Origin of the sequence: Vibrio sp. 10N.222.55.C7 (genome assembly GCF_041473335.1) — a bacterium.
In the GTDB taxonomy this organism is placed as follows: Bacteria; Pseudomonadota; Gammaproteobacteria; order Enterobacterales; family Vibrionaceae; genus Vibrio; species Vibrio crassostreae_C.
The window spans coordinates 21,004-35,782 of the sequence record NZ_JBFRSC010000047.1; the positions used below are offsets into that span (position 1 = coordinate 21,004).

General features: G+C 45.7%; 15 protein-coding genes and 1 riboswitch. Of the genes, 5 read left to right on the top strand and 10 right to left on the bottom strand.

The genetic code is table 11. From position 1 onward, the window contains the following. Positions 1-42: 42 nt before the first annotated feature. The 3 genes from AB4482_RS16560 to AB4482_RS16570 are packed head-to-tail and all read left to right on the top strand — an operon-like array spanning position 43 to position 2,127. Positions 43-903, top strand: a complete 861-nt coding sequence (locus AB4482_RS16560) for a DUF692 domain-containing protein (protein ID WP_372158225.1) — start codon at positions 43-45, stop codon at positions 901-903. After that, complete coding sequence (locus AB4482_RS16565) at positions 900-1,667, top strand: DNA-binding domain-containing protein (protein ID WP_372181224.1); 768 nt, start codon at positions 900-902, stop codon at positions 1,665-1,667. Before AB4482_RS16560 ends, AB4482_RS16565 begins: the two co-directional genes overlap by 4 nt. Position 1,668: 1 nt before the next feature. Beyond that, positions 1,669-2,127, top strand: coding sequence for a DoxX family protein (locus AB4482_RS16570; RefSeq protein WP_372181225.1), 459 nt, complete (start codon positions 1,669-1,671; stop codon positions 2,125-2,127). Between the two features lie 85 nt (positions 2,128-2,212). On the opposite strand, the gene AB4482_RS16575 is transcribed toward AB4482_RS16570, so the two are convergent. Both AB4482_RS16575 and AB4482_RS16580 read right to left on the bottom strand, forming a co-directional pair. Next, positions 2,213-2,494 (bottom strand): hypothetical protein, encoded by a 282-nt coding sequence (locus tag AB4482_RS16575; protein ID WP_009848181.1) that lies wholly within the window; start codon positions 2,492-2,494, stop codon positions 2,213-2,215. 102 nt (positions 2,495-2,596) lie between these two features. Next, a complete protein-coding gene (locus AB4482_RS16580) occupies positions 2,597-3,796 on the bottom strand; it encodes a multidrug effflux MFS transporter (RefSeq protein WP_029235524.1) in 1,200 nt (399 codons plus the stop codon). A gap of 101 nt (positions 3,797-3,897) precedes the next feature. Here AB4482_RS16580 and AB4482_RS16585 point away from each other — a divergent pair, with 101 nt between their 5' ends. Together AB4482_RS16585 and AB4482_RS16590 are read left to right on the top strand one after the other, a co-directional pair. After that, positions 3,898-4,839 (top strand): LysR substrate-binding domain-containing protein, encoded by a 942-nt coding sequence (locus tag AB4482_RS16585; RefSeq protein WP_017061320.1) that lies wholly within the window; start codon positions 3,898-3,900, stop codon positions 4,837-4,839. Positions 4,840-4,961: 122 nt separating this feature from the next. Next, positions 4,962-6,758 carry an aminopeptidase P family protein gene (locus tag AB4482_RS16590; protein WP_372181227.1) on the top strand — a complete coding sequence of 599 codons (1,797 nt, stop codon included), beginning with the start codon at positions 4,962-4,964 and terminating at the stop codon, positions 6,756-6,758. A 135-nt stretch (positions 6,759-6,893) separates the two neighbouring features. Here the strand turns inward: AB4482_RS16590 and thiH are convergent, their stop codons facing one another. The 8 genes from thiH to AB4482_RS16630 all read right to left on the bottom strand — a co-directional run. Next, entirely contained in the window at positions 6,894-8,006 is a 1,113-nt protein-coding gene (gene thiH / locus AB4482_RS16595; RefSeq protein ID WP_017061318.1) for a 2-iminoacetate synthase ThiH, read from the bottom strand. Between the two features lie 7 nt (positions 8,007-8,013). After that, positions 8,014-8,778 (bottom strand): thiazole synthase, encoded by a 765-nt coding sequence (locus tag AB4482_RS16600; protein ID WP_065584384.1) that lies wholly within the window; start codon positions 8,776-8,778, stop codon positions 8,014-8,016. A 2-nt stretch (positions 8,779-8,780) separates the two neighbouring features. Then, a complete protein-coding gene (gene thiS / locus AB4482_RS16605) occupies positions 8,781-8,990 on the bottom strand; it encodes a sulfur carrier protein ThiS (RefSeq protein ID WP_017061316.1) in 210 nt (69 codons plus the stop codon). Next, entirely contained in the window at positions 8,987-9,769 is a 783-nt protein-coding gene (locus AB4482_RS16610) for a HesA/MoeB/ThiF family protein (protein WP_017062994.1), read from the bottom strand. The genes thiS and AB4482_RS16610 overlap by 4 nt, the downstream gene beginning before the upstream one ends. Next, on the bottom strand, positions 9,759-11,051 hold the full coding sequence (locus tag AB4482_RS16615) for a thiamine phosphate synthase (protein ID WP_017061314.1): 1,293 nt from the start codon (positions 11,049-11,051) through the stop codon (positions 9,759-9,761). The genes AB4482_RS16610 and AB4482_RS16615 overlap by 11 nt, the downstream gene beginning before the upstream one ends. Continuing rightward, positions 11,051-13,000, bottom strand: a complete 1,950-nt coding sequence (thiC, locus tag AB4482_RS16620; protein WP_372129101.1) for a phosphomethylpyrimidine synthase ThiC — start codon at positions 12,998-13,000, stop codon at positions 11,051-11,053. The genes AB4482_RS16615 and thiC overlap by 1 nt, the downstream gene beginning before the upstream one ends. A 130-nt stretch (positions 13,001-13,130) precedes the next feature. Continuing rightward, positions 13,131-13,229: riboswitch (TPP riboswitch) on the bottom strand. A gap of 62 nt (positions 13,230-13,291) precedes the next feature. After that, positions 13,292-13,675, bottom strand: a complete 384-nt coding sequence (crcB, locus tag AB4482_RS16625) for a fluoride efflux transporter CrcB (RefSeq protein WP_004736665.1) — start codon at positions 13,673-13,675, stop codon at positions 13,292-13,294. A 100-nt stretch (positions 13,676-13,775) separates the two neighbouring features. Beyond that, positions 13,776-14,779 (bottom strand): multicopper oxidase family protein (locus AB4482_RS16630; protein ID WP_372181228.1); only part of this gene is annotated, 1,004 nt, incomplete at its 5' end.

Here is a 14,779-nt window from a genome sequence, read left to right on the forward strand (position 1 = left end):
CTGACATTCAGCTCACCTCCACTTCTTGTTAGGAGAATCGTTGTGACTCAAACTCTTCACCCCTACGCAGGGGTTGGCCTTAGAACACCGCACTTGGACTTCTTTAGCCAAAATCCAGCCTTAGTAAGTTGGTTAGAAGTTCACAGCGAGAACTACTTCTTAGCTCAATCACCGCAACGACAACAACTCAGAGAAATTCGTCACGCACACAACATCAGTTGTCACGGTGTTGGGTTGTCGCTAGGTTCTGTTGAGCGCATCAATCAACATCATCTTGTGCAATTAAAAGAGCTCATTGATGATATCGAACCCTTCTTGGTTTCTGATCATCTCAGTTGGAGTCAGACAGGTGGTCATTACTTCAATGACTTGCTACCGCTGCCTTACACAGAAGAAGCATTGGAAGTCTTCGGTCGTAATGTCATCGAGGTTCAAGACAGCTTGCAACGCCCGATGTTGATTGAGAACCCATCGAGCTACCTATCCTTCAAGCATTCTACTATTCCTGAGTGGGAGTTTTTGGCTGAGGTACAAAAGCGTACTGAGTGTCGCCTACTGCTCGATTTCAATAATATTTTCGTCTCATCTTTTAATCATGGCTTTAGTTGTGAAGAGTACTTAAACGGAATACCAGCAGACAAAGTTGAAGAGATTCACTTGGCAGGTTTTACCAAAAAGAAGCTTGAACAAGGTGAGATCTGGATAGACACACACAGTAAACCTGTCTGTGACGAAGTGTGGAAACTCTACACTGACTGGGTTGCACAACATGGTTTGCGCCATACCTTGATTGAGTGGGATCTCGATATCCCAGAGCCACAAGTTTTATTGGCTGAAGCAACCAAAGCCAGTGATATCTTGTATCAACACGACAAGTTCAACCAAAGGAGTCGCGCCTCATGAGCCACTCCCTAGCAGATGTTCAATTGGAGTTTGCTAACGCCCTACGCTACCAAAACAATGGTGAGCACTGCGACATAGTGAGCGACCATTTTACGGATGAACAGCTAATCCAGATTTACCGTAATAACTTTGTGATCAGCTTGAGCGAAGTTCTGGTAGCAACCTACCCACTCACAGAAATGTTGGTTGGTGAAGAGTGCTTTCAACAGATGGCTCGTCAACATGTCTTAAGTTATCCATCGACTTCTGGTGATGTCAGTGGTTACGGTGAGCACTTTGAACAGACTATCCAAGGCTTTCCTGCCGTTATTGAGGCTGCACCTTATCTCGGTGAAGTGGCTTTATATGAATGGCAGAAAGACAGCTTGGTAAGGTTGACGTCACAAGCAGATGTCGACCAGAGACCTCTTTCTTGCCTAGCTGATGTACCACAAGAGCAGCAAGGTGCTTTGGTCTTTCATCTCAAAGATTCAGTAAAACTGATTCATTCTAGTTACACGATTATCGCGCTTGAACACGCCATCTATCAGCAACAACTTGATGGGCTAGACATCAACCAAGCTGAATTTGGGGTGTTCATCCGAGCTGAGAATTCACAGGTTGAGAGCCATAGTTTGAGTGAAGAGAGCCACCAACTCCTCACTGAATTGCAATCAGGTCGAACACTCTCAGCAATCGACCCTTTATTACTACAACATCTGAATACTGTTATGGCGCTAAACGTCATCTCAGGCTTTTCAATCAATGCTGAATTGGAGACATAACATGGATAACAACACAGTCACGAACATGATGGTTCAATACGACAGTTTGATTGAGAAATCACAGGCTCTTTTTGTTCCGGTGCTTCTACTATTTTGTCGCCTTTGGGTGGCGTGGGTATTCTTTAATTCTGGGCTCACTAAGATAGCAACTTGGGATAGCACCCTTTACTTGTTTGAGTTGGAATACCAAGTACCACTGCTACCTTGGGAATTGGCTGCTTACATGGGCACTGCCGCGGAGTTAATTCTGCCAGTGTTTTTAGCACTCGGTTTATTAACACGACCTATGGCTGCGGTGTTGTTCGTTTTCAATATCATTGCTGTCGTGTCTTACCCTGTATTGTGGGATCAAGGCTTCTACGATCATCAGCTTTGGGGATTAATGATTCTTATCGTTGTCGTGTGGGGCGCCGGGCCATTCTCACTTGATCGAATTTTGAAAGCGCAGTTTAGAGGTTAGAACGAACTTTCATTCGCACTAAATTGATATACCCCAAAACGCAAAAAACCACTCAATTGAGTGGTTTCTTTTTAACTGGGATAAACTACTTATTCAGAAAAGCTTGTAGCTCTTCAGCAGAGATACCTTGCTCGGCTAGCTCTTTTGCTAGTAGCTGAACCTGCTCACCCTTACGAGACTCTACCACACGCTGAAATTGGTAAATGATGTCTCGCAAAGTATCGATTGGAACTTGTTTTGCCGCACTGCGAATACGCTCTTCACTTTGGTTGCCTAGCTCTTTAAGCAATTTACCAAACATGACCTTTTCAGGTGCATCTTCCATTTGTTCTAAGACGCGCGCCATTTCGTAGGTTGTTAATGACATTACAGTATTTTCCGTTGGGGACTAACGTTTCAATGAGTGACAAATATACCATGTTTTAACGTTTCGCAAACCGCCATTTGTATATTTTGTCACCCTTGTAACTTATGCCTTAGCAAACGTCGTGTGCCAAGACTTACCCGCTTTGCTCGCAAGCACTAATAACGCAGGAACAATCAGGAACATTTGCAGAGCAATCATCACTTGCGACGTTAAATCAAGACGTTGCATGGTACCCACAAGAAGTCCTGAACCGCTCATTTGGAACAAGCCAAGCAGCGCAGCAGCTGTACCCGCACGGTCACCGAAAGGTTCTAGAGCTTTACCTGCCGCAGCACCAAGAATCCAAGCAAAGCCAACTGACGATAAGAAGATCGGTAGCATGAACGCGATTGGAGTAGCGTGCTCAGCAAGCACCAACATAATCACACCCGCTAAGCCCAGCGTCGAGATACCAACCACCAGTGCTTTATAGGTACCAAAACGGTCCATAAATTTAGGTGCAGTAAACGCAGCTGCAATGTTGATGGCCGCATTAACACCAAACCAGAAAGTAAACTCTTTCATGGTCAGGCCTAGGTTTTCCATCAACACAACTGGTGCAGAGGTTACATAAGCGAGGATAACCGCCATCGCCATCAGACACAAGGTTGCGTGGAAAAGGAATGATGGTGTTTTCAATACTGACCAGTATCGCTCAAGCTTGAATACCGCAACCTTTTCTGTCGCAGGGTTAGACTCTTTCATTTGGAAGAATAAGATAGTGCCAACAACGACAGCAAAGCCTGCCATAAAGCTAAAGTTCGAGCGCCAACCAAATTGATGTGTTAACCAAGCGCCAAGAATGGGTGCCAAAGCAGGAATAAAACAGATTGCACCATTAAGGTAGCTGATCATACGGCCACTCTTCTCTGGGCCAAATAGATCGCGAACCGTTGCAAAGGCTGCTACAGAAGTCGCACAAGCTCCTAAGCCTTGTAGCAGCCGAGCCATTAGCATCATATCAATCGATTGAGCTGCCCACGCCAAGCAAGCACTCAATGCATAGATACTAACACCTCCCAATGCAACGGTTCGACGTCCTAGCTTATCAGCCAAAGGGCCAGCAAATAATTGCCCGACACCCATGGCGAATAAAAACCAGGTAATCGTATCTTGTGCTAGTGCATGTTCCACGTGAAACGCTGTCGAAATTTGTGGCAGAGCTGGTAGGTAGATATCAATAGCCAGAGGGCTAAATAAAACCAACATTGCCAATAAAGCAACCTGCAGTTTACTAGGGGTTGGAAGCGCGTTAGAAGGCACAAGATTCTCCGAATGAGTTAATTTAGGTGCATAATAACCAACTAAAGATATGAACAAAAATGGCATATACTCATTAGCATTATTCCAAATAGGAAACTCATATGAATATTGAGAAACTATCACGCCTCGACTTAAACCTACTGGTTTGCTTACAGGTTCTGATGGAAGAGCTAAGCGTCACGCGCACCGCACATCGATTGTGTCTGAGTCAATCGGCTGTAAGTAAATCGTTAGCCAAGCTTCGTGAACAATTTAATGACCCTCTTTTCACGCGAAGCGCACATGGCCTGAGACCAACACCGAAAGCTGTTTTCCTTAAGCCTCGCTTAGAAACGTTGATCAACCAACTTGATGTTCTCACTCAGCCTGAGACATTCATTCCCAATAACAGCGACCACAGCTTTCACATCGCGGCTGTTGAGAGCGTTTACCCACTTATTCTTCCCCACTTTTTACCAGCGATATTTCGACAAGCCCCTAAGGTGAATATCAACACCCACGCTTGGACGGAGCAAACCTTTAAGAAGCTGCAGCTCGGTGAGCTCGATATCGGACTCACAGGTAAAGACATCGACATCAACGACGCACGTTTAACTATGCTGCCGCCAGATGATATTTGCGAGCAAGAGATCTACCGTGACGCGCAGATGTGTGTGCTAAGACGCAACCACCCCGCTCTGAATGGCAAATGGGATCTGGAAACCTACCTTGCACAGCGTCATGTACAAGTAAGATGTGATGGTAACGATCGTTGGCTGCTCGACTATAAGCTTGCCGACCTTGGTCACCAACGTGATATCGCTATTTCTGTTCCAGACTTCAATAGCGCCGCAAGCCTATGTACCTACACCGACTTTGTGTTTACTGCACCAAGCCACTTTACTTACCTCGTCGCCAAGCAACTCGACTTAGTGGTTGTCCCTTTACCGATGGAATTCCCACCGATGGCATACACTCTGTTTTGGCACCGTGACAGAGAAAATGACCCAGCGTTAACTTGGCTACGAGATATCATCAAAGAAAAAACTCTGCACCTTAGATAAAAATGGCGTACAGCGTTTGCAGCAAACGAACAAAAGCGCTAGCTTATTGACCTAATAAGTCCCCTCGCATGTATATCGACTGTGAGTGTTAACAAGGACCCTAACAATAAGGATAAACACAGATGCACAATATCACTGCTGAACGCGTTGCTGCGGTTCGAGCTTGGCTTGAAACAAACAACCTAGATGCCGTTATCATTCCACATGAAGACGAATATCTAGGTGAATACGTTCCTGCTCATAACGAGCGACTTCACTGGTTAACAGGTTTCACTGGCTCTGCTGGTGCGGCAGTTATCACTCGTGAGAACGCTGCTATTTTTGTTGATGGTCGCTACACGGTTCAGGTTCGTAAGCAGGTACCAGCAGAGTTATTTGAGTATCGCCACCTTATTGAAGAGCCGGCTTTAGATTGGATCACCAGTTCTCTAGCACAAGGCAGCAAGGTTGCATTCGACCCACGCATGCACACTGCTGCTTGGTTGAAAGGCGCTCAAGCTAAACTGGCAGAGAAAGTTGAACTAACAACACTATCTTCGAATCCAATTGATGAGCTTTGGTCTGATCGTCCTGAGCCGGTGGTATCTGATGTTCGCTTAATGGCAACAGACGCAGTAGGCCAATCAAGTGAAAGCAAACGTGCGGAGATTGCTGGCTTACTAAAAGCCAAAGGTGCTGATGCCGCTATCCTTACGGAACTCGATTCGATCTGTTGGTTGCTTAACATTCGCGGCTTGGACGTATCTCACCTACCTGTTGTGTTATCCAATGCGATCATCCACGCCGATGAAAGCGTCGACTTCTTCCTAGACCCAGCTCGTATTCCTACGGGCTTTGAAGCACACGTTGGCAATGGTATTCGCGTATCTCACCCATCAGAGCTTGAAGCACGCCTTCAATCTTTGGAAGGCAAAAATGTATCTGTCGATTCAGGTACCAGTAACGCTTGGTACACGCTGGTTCTACAAAACTCTTGTGCTCATATCATTGAAGCAGCAGACCCATGCCTAATGCCAAAAGCAGCAAAGAATGAAACTGAAATTGCCGGCATGAAAGCGTGTCACATTCGTGATGGTGTTGCGATGGCGAAGTTCCTATCTTGGATTGATGCAGAAGTCACGCAAGGTAATCTGCACAATGAAGCTGTGCTAGCAGACAAAGTTCAATCATTCCGCGAACAAGACCCAACGCTGATGGACCTAAGTTTTGACACGATTTCAGCAGCAGGCGGCAACGCAGCAATGTGTCACTACAACCACGAGAACCAACCTGAACCAGGTCAGTTAGAGATGAATACTCTTTACCTAGTCGATTCAGGCGGTCAGTACCTAGATGGTACAACCGACATCACTCGAACTATCGCGATTGGCCAGCCAAGCGACGAAATGATCCAGCAGTTCACGTTAGCGCTTAAAGGTCACATCGGTATCGCGCGTGCACGTTTCCCACAGGGTACTCGTGGTTTCCAACTTGATATTCTAGCTCGCCAACACTTATGGGCAGAAGGCTTCGACTACGACCACGGTACTGGTCACGGTGTTGGTCATTTCCTAAGTGTTCATGAAGGTCCGCAAAGCATCTCTAAGAAGCTAATCGATGTACCTCTTGTTGAAGGCATGGTGTTATCAAACGAGCCGGGTTACTACCGTGCAGATGAATTTGGTATCCGTATCGAAAACCTAGAACTGGTGGTTGAGCTGCCAACTCAAGGTGACTTCTCAGTACTAACGTTTGAGTCGCTAACACGTTGCCCTATCGATAAGCGCAACATCAACGTCGATTTACTGACACGACCTGAACTTGCATGGCTTAATGATTACCACCAGAAAGTATGGAACGATGTTAGCCCATTAGTTGAAGGTGATACATTGGAATGGTTACGCCAATCAACCACTCCACTTGCTCATGCTCATGCTTAATGCTTAATGCTTAATGCTTAATGCTTAGCTAATTCAAACTTAATGAAATGAAAAACGGCCACCTTAGGGTAGCCGTTTTTATTTGTCGATTTAACTTCGTCGATGTTTCACGTGGAACATAAATCTGCGTGTTCGCTAACCAGAGTAAGCACTGTGCCAGTCTCTCCACACAGGATCAAAACCACGTTGACGAATCATTGACTCAACATCGGCAGCACTTCGCTCATCACTTATTTCAAATTGCTCGAGTTCTTCTTCATCAGAAGCATAACCACCAGGCTGGGTTTTAGACGCAGCCGACATACTGGTGATTCCCAATGGCAACACATTGTCACGGAAAGCTGCAGACTCACGAGTCGAGAGAGACAATTCAACCTCAGGGTTTAATAAACGATACGCACAGATAAGTTGAACCAACTGTTTATCACTCATAATCGATTTAGGCTGCAAACCACCCTCACACGGACGAAGACGTGGGAATGAAATCGAGTAACGTGTTTGCCAATAAGTACGCTCAAGATAGTCTAAGTGAGCGGCCACGAAGAAACAGTCGGTACGCCAATCTTCCAAGCCAATCAAAGCGCCAATACCTATCTTATCAATACCCGCTTTTGCCAAACGATCGGGCGTTTCGAGCCGGTATTCAAAATCCATTTTATTGCCACGCAAGTGGTGTTCCGCGTAGGTACTTGGGCTATACGTTTCTTGGTAAACCATCACCGCATCTAAGCCGAGAGTTTTAAGCTCTGCGTAGTCATCTTGATCAAGCGGCTGCACTTCCATCGCAAGATAGTTAAATTGTGCCTTAATATTCGGTAGCACTTCACGGAAGTACTTCATCCCGACCTTGGTTTCATGTTCACCAGTCACCAACAATACACTATCAAACTTCATCTTTTTGATAGCGGCACTTTCAGCATCGATTTCATCTAAAGTAAGTGTGCGACGCTTAATGCGGTTCTCCATTGAGAAACCACAATACGTGCACGCATTCGCACATAAGTTTGAGAGGTACAATGGAATATACAACGACATTGTATTGCCGAATCGCTTGCGTGTGAGTGCCAACGATTGTTGCGCCATCTGCTCTAAGTAAGGTTCTGCTGCCGGAGAGATAAGAGCCTTAAAGTCTTCCAAGTCACGTTTAGGTTTACTCAGAGCGCGCTCAACATCCGCTGCCGTTTTACTGAAGATGGACATACCAATGTCATCCCAGTTGAGCTGTTTAAATCGATCAACAAACGTCATAAGGACACTACTCGTCTAGGAATGAAGTTAGCGGACTAGAAGCAACCGCATGAGACACCTGTCCAGCAAGACCAGAAAGGTAAGCCATACGGCCAGCTTCAACTGCCAGTTTAAAAGCAATCGCCATATCAACGGGTTGTTGAGAAGCCGCAATTGCAGTATTAACTAACACGGCATCCGCGCCCATTTCCATTGCACGAGTAGCATGAGATGGCGCACCAATACCAGCGTCAACAATCACAGGGACGTTCGCTTGGTCGATAATGATCTCTAAGAAGTCTGCCGAAGCGATACCTTTGTTCGACCCAATCGGCGCACCTAGCGGCATAACCGCAGCACAACCCACCTCTTCCAATCGTTTACACAACACTGGGTCAGCATGACAGTAAGGCAACACAACAAAGCCATCTTTAACCATTTGCTCAGCCGCTTTTAATGTCTCAATTGGGTCTGGCATCAAGTACTTTGGATCAGGGTGAATTTCCAGTTTGAGCCAGTTTGTGCCTAGCGCTTCGCGAGCCAAATGCGCAGCAAAGATGGCATCCTTCGCGTTCTTCGCCCCGGAGGTATTTGGTAACAAGTTCACGCCAGCATCAATGATGGGCTGTAAAATATCATCTTGCTCAGAGCGAATATCAACTCTCTTCAACGCCATGGTTGCCAGTTGAGAACCGGAAGCTTCGATAGCACTCGCCATTAAATGTTTATTCGCGAACTTGCCCGTTCCAGTAAAGAGTCGTGATTGAAATGTTTTATCTGCGATAGTTAACATAGTTAGCCTCCTGCAATAGCTTGGAAAAGAGAAATAGCATCGCCTTCATTGACGACCCTTTGTTGCCACTGACTACGCGGGACAACCGCATTATTGATAGCAAAGACACAACCCAGATCGGGTAGTGAAAGCGCTTGGATGATATCCGCTAGAGACGACGATTGTGCAACCTGTTCTGGTTGCTCATTGATAGAGATCGTTATGTTGCTCATTGGGTTTCTTCTTCTAAATAGTTAACTGTAGATGTGCAGCAAACGGGGCATTCACTATCTTGAGTGACACTTAAGTTTTGCCAGTTCATCGTCTGACCATCAAACAGTTTGAGCTGATGTGTTGCAACCTGGAACTCGCCAGTGCTAATACGTTGAATCGCTGCCAGTGCTTGGAGGTTGCCTATGGTGCCAACAACTGGGCCGATGATGCCGCTATCGCTACAACGTGTCGTTTGTGGATGATGACTGAACGGGAACAAACAGTGATAGCACCCTTTCTGCATCTGATAATCAAAGACAATAAACTGACCTTTCCATCCGATCGCAGAACCAGAAACCAAAGGTGTCTTGCTACCAAAACATGCTTGGTTAACCTGCTGACGTGACTCAAAGTTGTCAGTACAATCCAACACCAAATCAGCGAGCATCACCTCAAGCTCAAGCTGGCTCTGAGTCATTCGCCTATTGATGGTTCTCACTTGGTTTCGACCATTAAGCTCAGTCAGTTTTTGCTTCAGAGCTTCGACCTTAGGCGAACCTAACTGGCTTTCCTTGAACGCAACTTGTCGTTGAAGGTTAGACGAATCCACACAATCATCATCAACTAATACGATTTTCCCGATACCGGAAGCCGCAAGATAGAGAGCCGCAGCATTGCCTAAGCCACCACAACCGATGACCAATACATGGCTATCTAATAGATTGCGTTGCCCTTGCTCACCCACTTCAGGAAGTGCGAGTTGTCGTTGATAACGAATGAATTCGAAATCATTCAGCATGACTTAGCTCCTGAGTTACCTCTTTAGCAGCACCTGAAGAACGGTCAGCCATTAATGCTTCGAAGAACTCAATCACTTGTTTTGGGTCTTCGGCTAACGTAATCGCACGTACAACAGCAAGGCTCGATACCCCACAACTCCACACCTGTGCGGCCGTCGACTGGTCAATTCCACCAATCGCAACTGTCGGATAACCGGTGAGTTCTTCTGTGTATGGGATAGTATCAATCAGCTGCTGATAGAGAGATAAACGCACAAGTCCTTGAGGCTTCGATGGCATCTGCTTAGTGGTGGTTGGGAATATATGCCCCAGCGCAATATAGCTTGGGTTGATTTGCACAATGCGTAGCAACTCGTAATAACCATGAGTCGATAGACCGATCTTAATACCAGCTTGGCTCAGTTGAGATAGGTTGGATTCTTCGATGTCCTCTTGCCCCAAATGAACACCAAAAGCATCATGCTTAAGTGCCAATTGCCAATAGTCATTGATAAAAACCTGAGCGTTGTGCTCTCTACCGAGTTCGATAGATCGCGCGATTTGTTGTTCTAAATCTGCTTGCTGTGGGTTCTTAATACGCAGTTGAACTGTGTTAATTCCAAGCTTGAGCAGCCTTTCGATCCACTCAACATCATCAACCACTGGGTATAGTCCTAGGCTACTCTTACTCAATTCCGGGAACGACAGTGATGTTCCTTGGTGCGCCCAACCAACACTAATATCCAGTCGCTCATCTTCGAGAACGGGAATAGGAAAGTTTTGATAGTTTGCTGGCCATGTTCCACGTGAAACACTAGATGCTGCGCGAGCTAAAACCAGTGCATCTTCTAATGGGAATTCCAACGCCAACAAAGTAAGTAACCAAGCAAAGTGGCCACGACTATCTAACTCCTGATGAGCTGGAGTTTCACTCTTGATAGCACGATTAGAATCTAGCTGTGACCAGATATCCAATGCAGCTGAGTCATCTAAGACACCGATATAGATGGTATTCGGAGTTTGTGCCAAGGCATCGCGGACACCAGCTAGCGCCACTGAATGACTGTAATAAACGATATGATCAAGCTCACTTGAGCGACACTCCGCCAATGAATCAACATCATGAGCAAAACCAATAGATAACGCTTGCTGAGCATCAACGATAGAGAAGCATTGAGTTGGGCTTACACCCAACTCAACTGCATCGGTTGCCAAGCCTTGTCGCTTAGCAACCAATAGACAGCTTTGCACCTCTCCCGTTAGCTCAATATTTTGAGATGGGATAAGAATCTTCACTGTCATTATTCCTCTAATTGAGCTTCTTTTGCGCCTACTGCTGGGTGATAAAGTTCAGAGCCAGTATCACGGAACTCTTGTGATTTCTGACGCATCCCTTCCAACGGATTATCAAGCATCTTAATCTCGATAGCCTGATCAGCAGCCACTTGTTCAGTGTCTTTCGCGTACTCTCGAACTTCTTGAGAGATCTTCATTGAACAGAATTTAGGTCCACACATAGAGCAGAAGTGAGCAACCTTGCCCGATTCTTGTGGCAGGGTTTCATCGTGGAAAGAACGGGCTGTTTCTGGATCTAAAGCTAGATTAAATTGGTCTTCCCAACGGAATTCAAAACGAGCTTTAGATAATGCATTATCTCGGATTTGTGCGCCCGGATGCCCTTTTGCCAAGTCTGCTGCATGTGCTGCCAGCTTGTAAGTAATCAAGCCAGTCTTCACATCTTCTTTATTTGGTAAGCCCAAATGCTCTTTAGGTGTTACATAACAAAGCATCGCACAGCCGTACCAACCAATCATCGCCGCGCCAATACCAGAGGTAATGTGGTCATAACCCGGTGCAATATCAGTGGTCAGCGGGCCTAACGTATAGAAAGGCGCTTCATGGCAGTGCTCTAACTGCTCATCCATGTTCTCTTTAATAAGATGCATAGGTACATGTCCAGGACCTTCAATGATCACCTGAACATCGTATTCCCAAGCCACTTTAGTTAACTCACCTAGAGTACGTAACTCCGAGAACTGAGCCTCATCATTGGCATCTGCAATAGAGCCAGGACGTAGGCCGTCACCTAGTGACAAAGCCACATCGTACTTCGCACAGATCTCACAGATCTCGCGGAAGTGTGTGTATAGGAAGCTTTCTTGGTGATGTGCAAGACACCATTTCGCGATAATAGAGCCACCACGAGAAACAATACCTGTCACACGCTTAGCCGTCATAGAAACATAACGAAGAAGCAAACCAGCATGGATAGTGAAGTAATCAACGCCCTGCTCCGCTTGTTCAATCAAAGTATCGCGCATCACTTCCCAGTTAAGGTCTTCGGCTACGCCATTCACTTTCTCAAGCGCCTGATACATAGGAACCGTACCAATCGGCACTGGGCTATTACGTAGGATCCATTCACGAGTCTCGTGGATATTACGGCCAGTAGAAAGATCCATTACGGTATCGCCGCCCCAGCGAGTCGACCATACTAGCTTCTCAACTTCTTCTTCAATCGAAGAGCTTACAGAAGAGTTACCGATATTGGCGTTCACTTTCACTAAGAAGTTTCGGCCAATAATCATAGGTTCTGATTCTGGGTGGTTGATGTTTGAAGGGATGATAGCTCGGCCTTCAGCGACCTCTTTACGCACGAACTCAGGGGTAATTTCTTTTGGCAGGTTTGCGCCAAAGTTATGGCCTGGGTGTTGGTGATTAAGCTGTTCATCAGCGAACTTCTGACGCCCCATGTTCTCACGTATCGCAATGTACTCCATCTCAGGAGTGATAATTCCCTGACGAGCATAATGCAGTTGAGTTACACATTGGTCGCCAGTAGCGCGACGAATTCGAGGCAGGTTTCCGTAACGAAGGTCGTCTAGGGTTTCATCTTCTAAACGTTCTTTGGTGTAAACAGAGCTTACATCATCGAGCAATTCCGTATCACCACGCTCTTCAATCCATTGCTCTCGCAACTTAGGAAGGCCACTATAAAGGTCTATTTCATGCGTAGGATCGGTATAAACACCTGAGGTGTCGTAGACATGAATTGGCTCATTAGCTTCGAATACAGGCTCTTTTTTGCTGCCACCAACAAGGCTATCTGCGAGGGATATTTCTCGGACAGGGACTTGAATGTCGGCTCGAGACCCTTGGATGTAAGCTTTTTTTGAGTTTGGATAAGGTTGTACAGATAAAGAATCAATGAAATTCTTCGCTTCCAGTCTTGCTTGTTTACGACTCGACATAGCATTTTTCCTTGGCTTTTAGCCATTATTTATAGGGATAAAAATGCTTGACGGATAAGATGCTACAAGAGGGATCACAGCAAGAAAATGCAGTTGTGATCTGGAGATAGATCTCTAGAAGGATTCTAGTTAGATATCTACTCTTGTTCCCTTCGCAGGTATTAGCCTGATCAGGTTCAACGGATCCCGAGTTAACGGTCTCAGCCATATGGCACTCCGACAAGTACGATCGAGTATATAAAAACGGCTTGGATAAACCAAGCCGAGTTGTTAACAAATCGTAAGAAAGTTTTAAGACTTTATCAGAAGTTGGAAGCCGATCCATGCGGCTGAAATACTGAGAACCACATTGAGCAGTACATTGAGCCCCATCTTGAAGAACGCACCCTGCTGCATAAGAAGCACGTTATCCATCGAAAACGTAGAAAATGTCGTCAGGGCTCCAAGGAAACCAAGACCGATAATTTGTCTCCACGGCTCCGTCGCAACCATCTCATTTTCAAACGCGGCGATGAGCAATCCCATAATCAAAGAGCCAATTACGTTAACAGTCAGCGTACCGTAAGGAAAACCACGCCCTAACATCACAACGCATAACTCTGAAATCAAGTAACGTGAACAAGCACCAAACGCGCCACCGATGGCGATAAAACCTAGAATAGATAACTGACCCATGAATCCTCCCAAACAATAATCCCTATATTCTAGCTTTAACGCCGATAAAAGCGAGGGTAGAAACTAAGAATGCATGCGCAAATATTAAACGTTACAGGTGTCACTTAACTTCAATATATCCCATCAAACCCGTTTTCATGTGTTCTATAACATGACAATGATACATCCAGCGGCCAGGGTTGTCGGCTACAAATGCAGCTTTAGCTCGGCCATTTTTTCCAAGTAACACTGTATCAGTATGGAAAGGTTCTTCAACTTTCTTCCCATCAAGTTCCAATACAGTGAATGTATGGCCGTGAATGTGAATCGGGTGATGATATTGAGTGACGTTCTTAAGATCGAATATATAGGTTTTTCCCAGCTCTAAAGTCGCCAACGGTTCAGGGATATTATCTTTGCTCATCCCCTCCCATGCTCGTTTATTAGTTAGCCAAAACTTAGGCATAGATTTTCCATCTTTAGATACTGGAGAAACCGCCCCTTCCCATTCAAATAAAAAGTCGATTTCTTCTGCATTAGCCAAATCTAAATTGGGCACAGGATTAAGGGGTAAAGAAGGCAGAGAGCGATTCTCAACAAGGGTTGAATCTACAACCTCGAACTCACACAAAGAGAAAGGAAAGCGTCCTTTCATTTGAAGGACGCTAACTCGCCCACCGGCTTTGGGTGCTATCAGTCCAATATCCACTCGCATCCCTGGACCAATTTTATGTTGCGTCAGCTTATAAGGTGTTTTTACAGGGTTACCATCAATGGCAATCACCCATGCCTCAGCCCCTTCGACAGCTATAGGGTAAGTGATCGTATTGTCGACATTAGCGATACGTAGCCTGGTTGTTGCATGTTGTTTTAACTCATAGACAGGCTCATGTATTCCATTAACGCTACTCCACTCTCCTGGCGTACCCATACGAGCACTGAGTCGTGGGATCATTAGATCTTTCCATTGGCCTTTCTTATCTATATGCCAATGTTTAAGCATCAGTGCGTGCTCTTCATCAAACGGCACTGGAATGCTCTCCTCAACGATAATTAGACCAACCAAGCCCATACCAAACTGCTTAACGCTGTTCATATGTGGGTGATACCAATTAAAGTAAAAAT

Coding starts and splice junctions, on each gene's coding strand:
- AB4482_RS16565 (WP_372181224.1), top strand. CDS start 900: ATGAGCCACTCCCTAGCAGATGTTCAATTGGAGTTTGCTAACGCCCTA.
- AB4482_RS16570 (WP_372181225.1), top strand. CDS start 1,669: ATGGATAACAACACAGTCACGAACATGATGGTTCAATACGACAGTTTG.
- AB4482_RS16575 (WP_009848181.1), bottom strand. CDS start 2,494: ATGTCATTAACAACCTACGAAATGGCGCGCGTCTTAGAACAAATGGAA.
- AB4482_RS16585 (WP_017061320.1), top strand. CDS start 3,898: ATGAATATTGAGAAACTATCACGCCTCGACTTAAACCTACTGGTTTGC.
- AB4482_RS16590 (WP_372181227.1), top strand. CDS start 4,962: ATGCACAATATCACTGCTGAACGCGTTGCTGCGGTTCGAGCTTGGCTT.
- thiH (WP_017061318.1), bottom strand. CDS start 8,006: ATGACGTTTGTTGATCGATTTAAACAGCTCAACTGGGATGACATTGGT.
- AB4482_RS16600 (WP_065584384.1), bottom strand. CDS start 8,778: ATGTTAACTATCGCAGATAAAACATTTCAATCACGACTCTTTACTGGA.
- thiS (WP_017061316.1), bottom strand. CDS start 8,990: ATGAGCAACATAACGATCTCTATCAATGAGCAACCAGAACAGGTTGCA.
- AB4482_RS16610 (WP_017062994.1), bottom strand. CDS start 9,769: ATGCTGAATGATTTCGAATTCATTCGTTATCAACGACAACTCGCACTT.
- AB4482_RS16615 (WP_017061314.1), bottom strand. CDS start 11,051: ATGACAGTGAAGATTCTTATCCCATCTCAAAATATTGAGCTAACGGGA.
- thiC (WP_372129101.1), bottom strand. CDS start 13,000: ATGTCGAGTCGTAAACAAGCAAGACTGGAAGCGAAGAATTTCATTGAT.
- crcB (WP_004736665.1), bottom strand. CDS start 13,675: ATGGGTCAGTTATCTATTCTAGGTTTTATCGCCATCGGTGGCGCGTTT.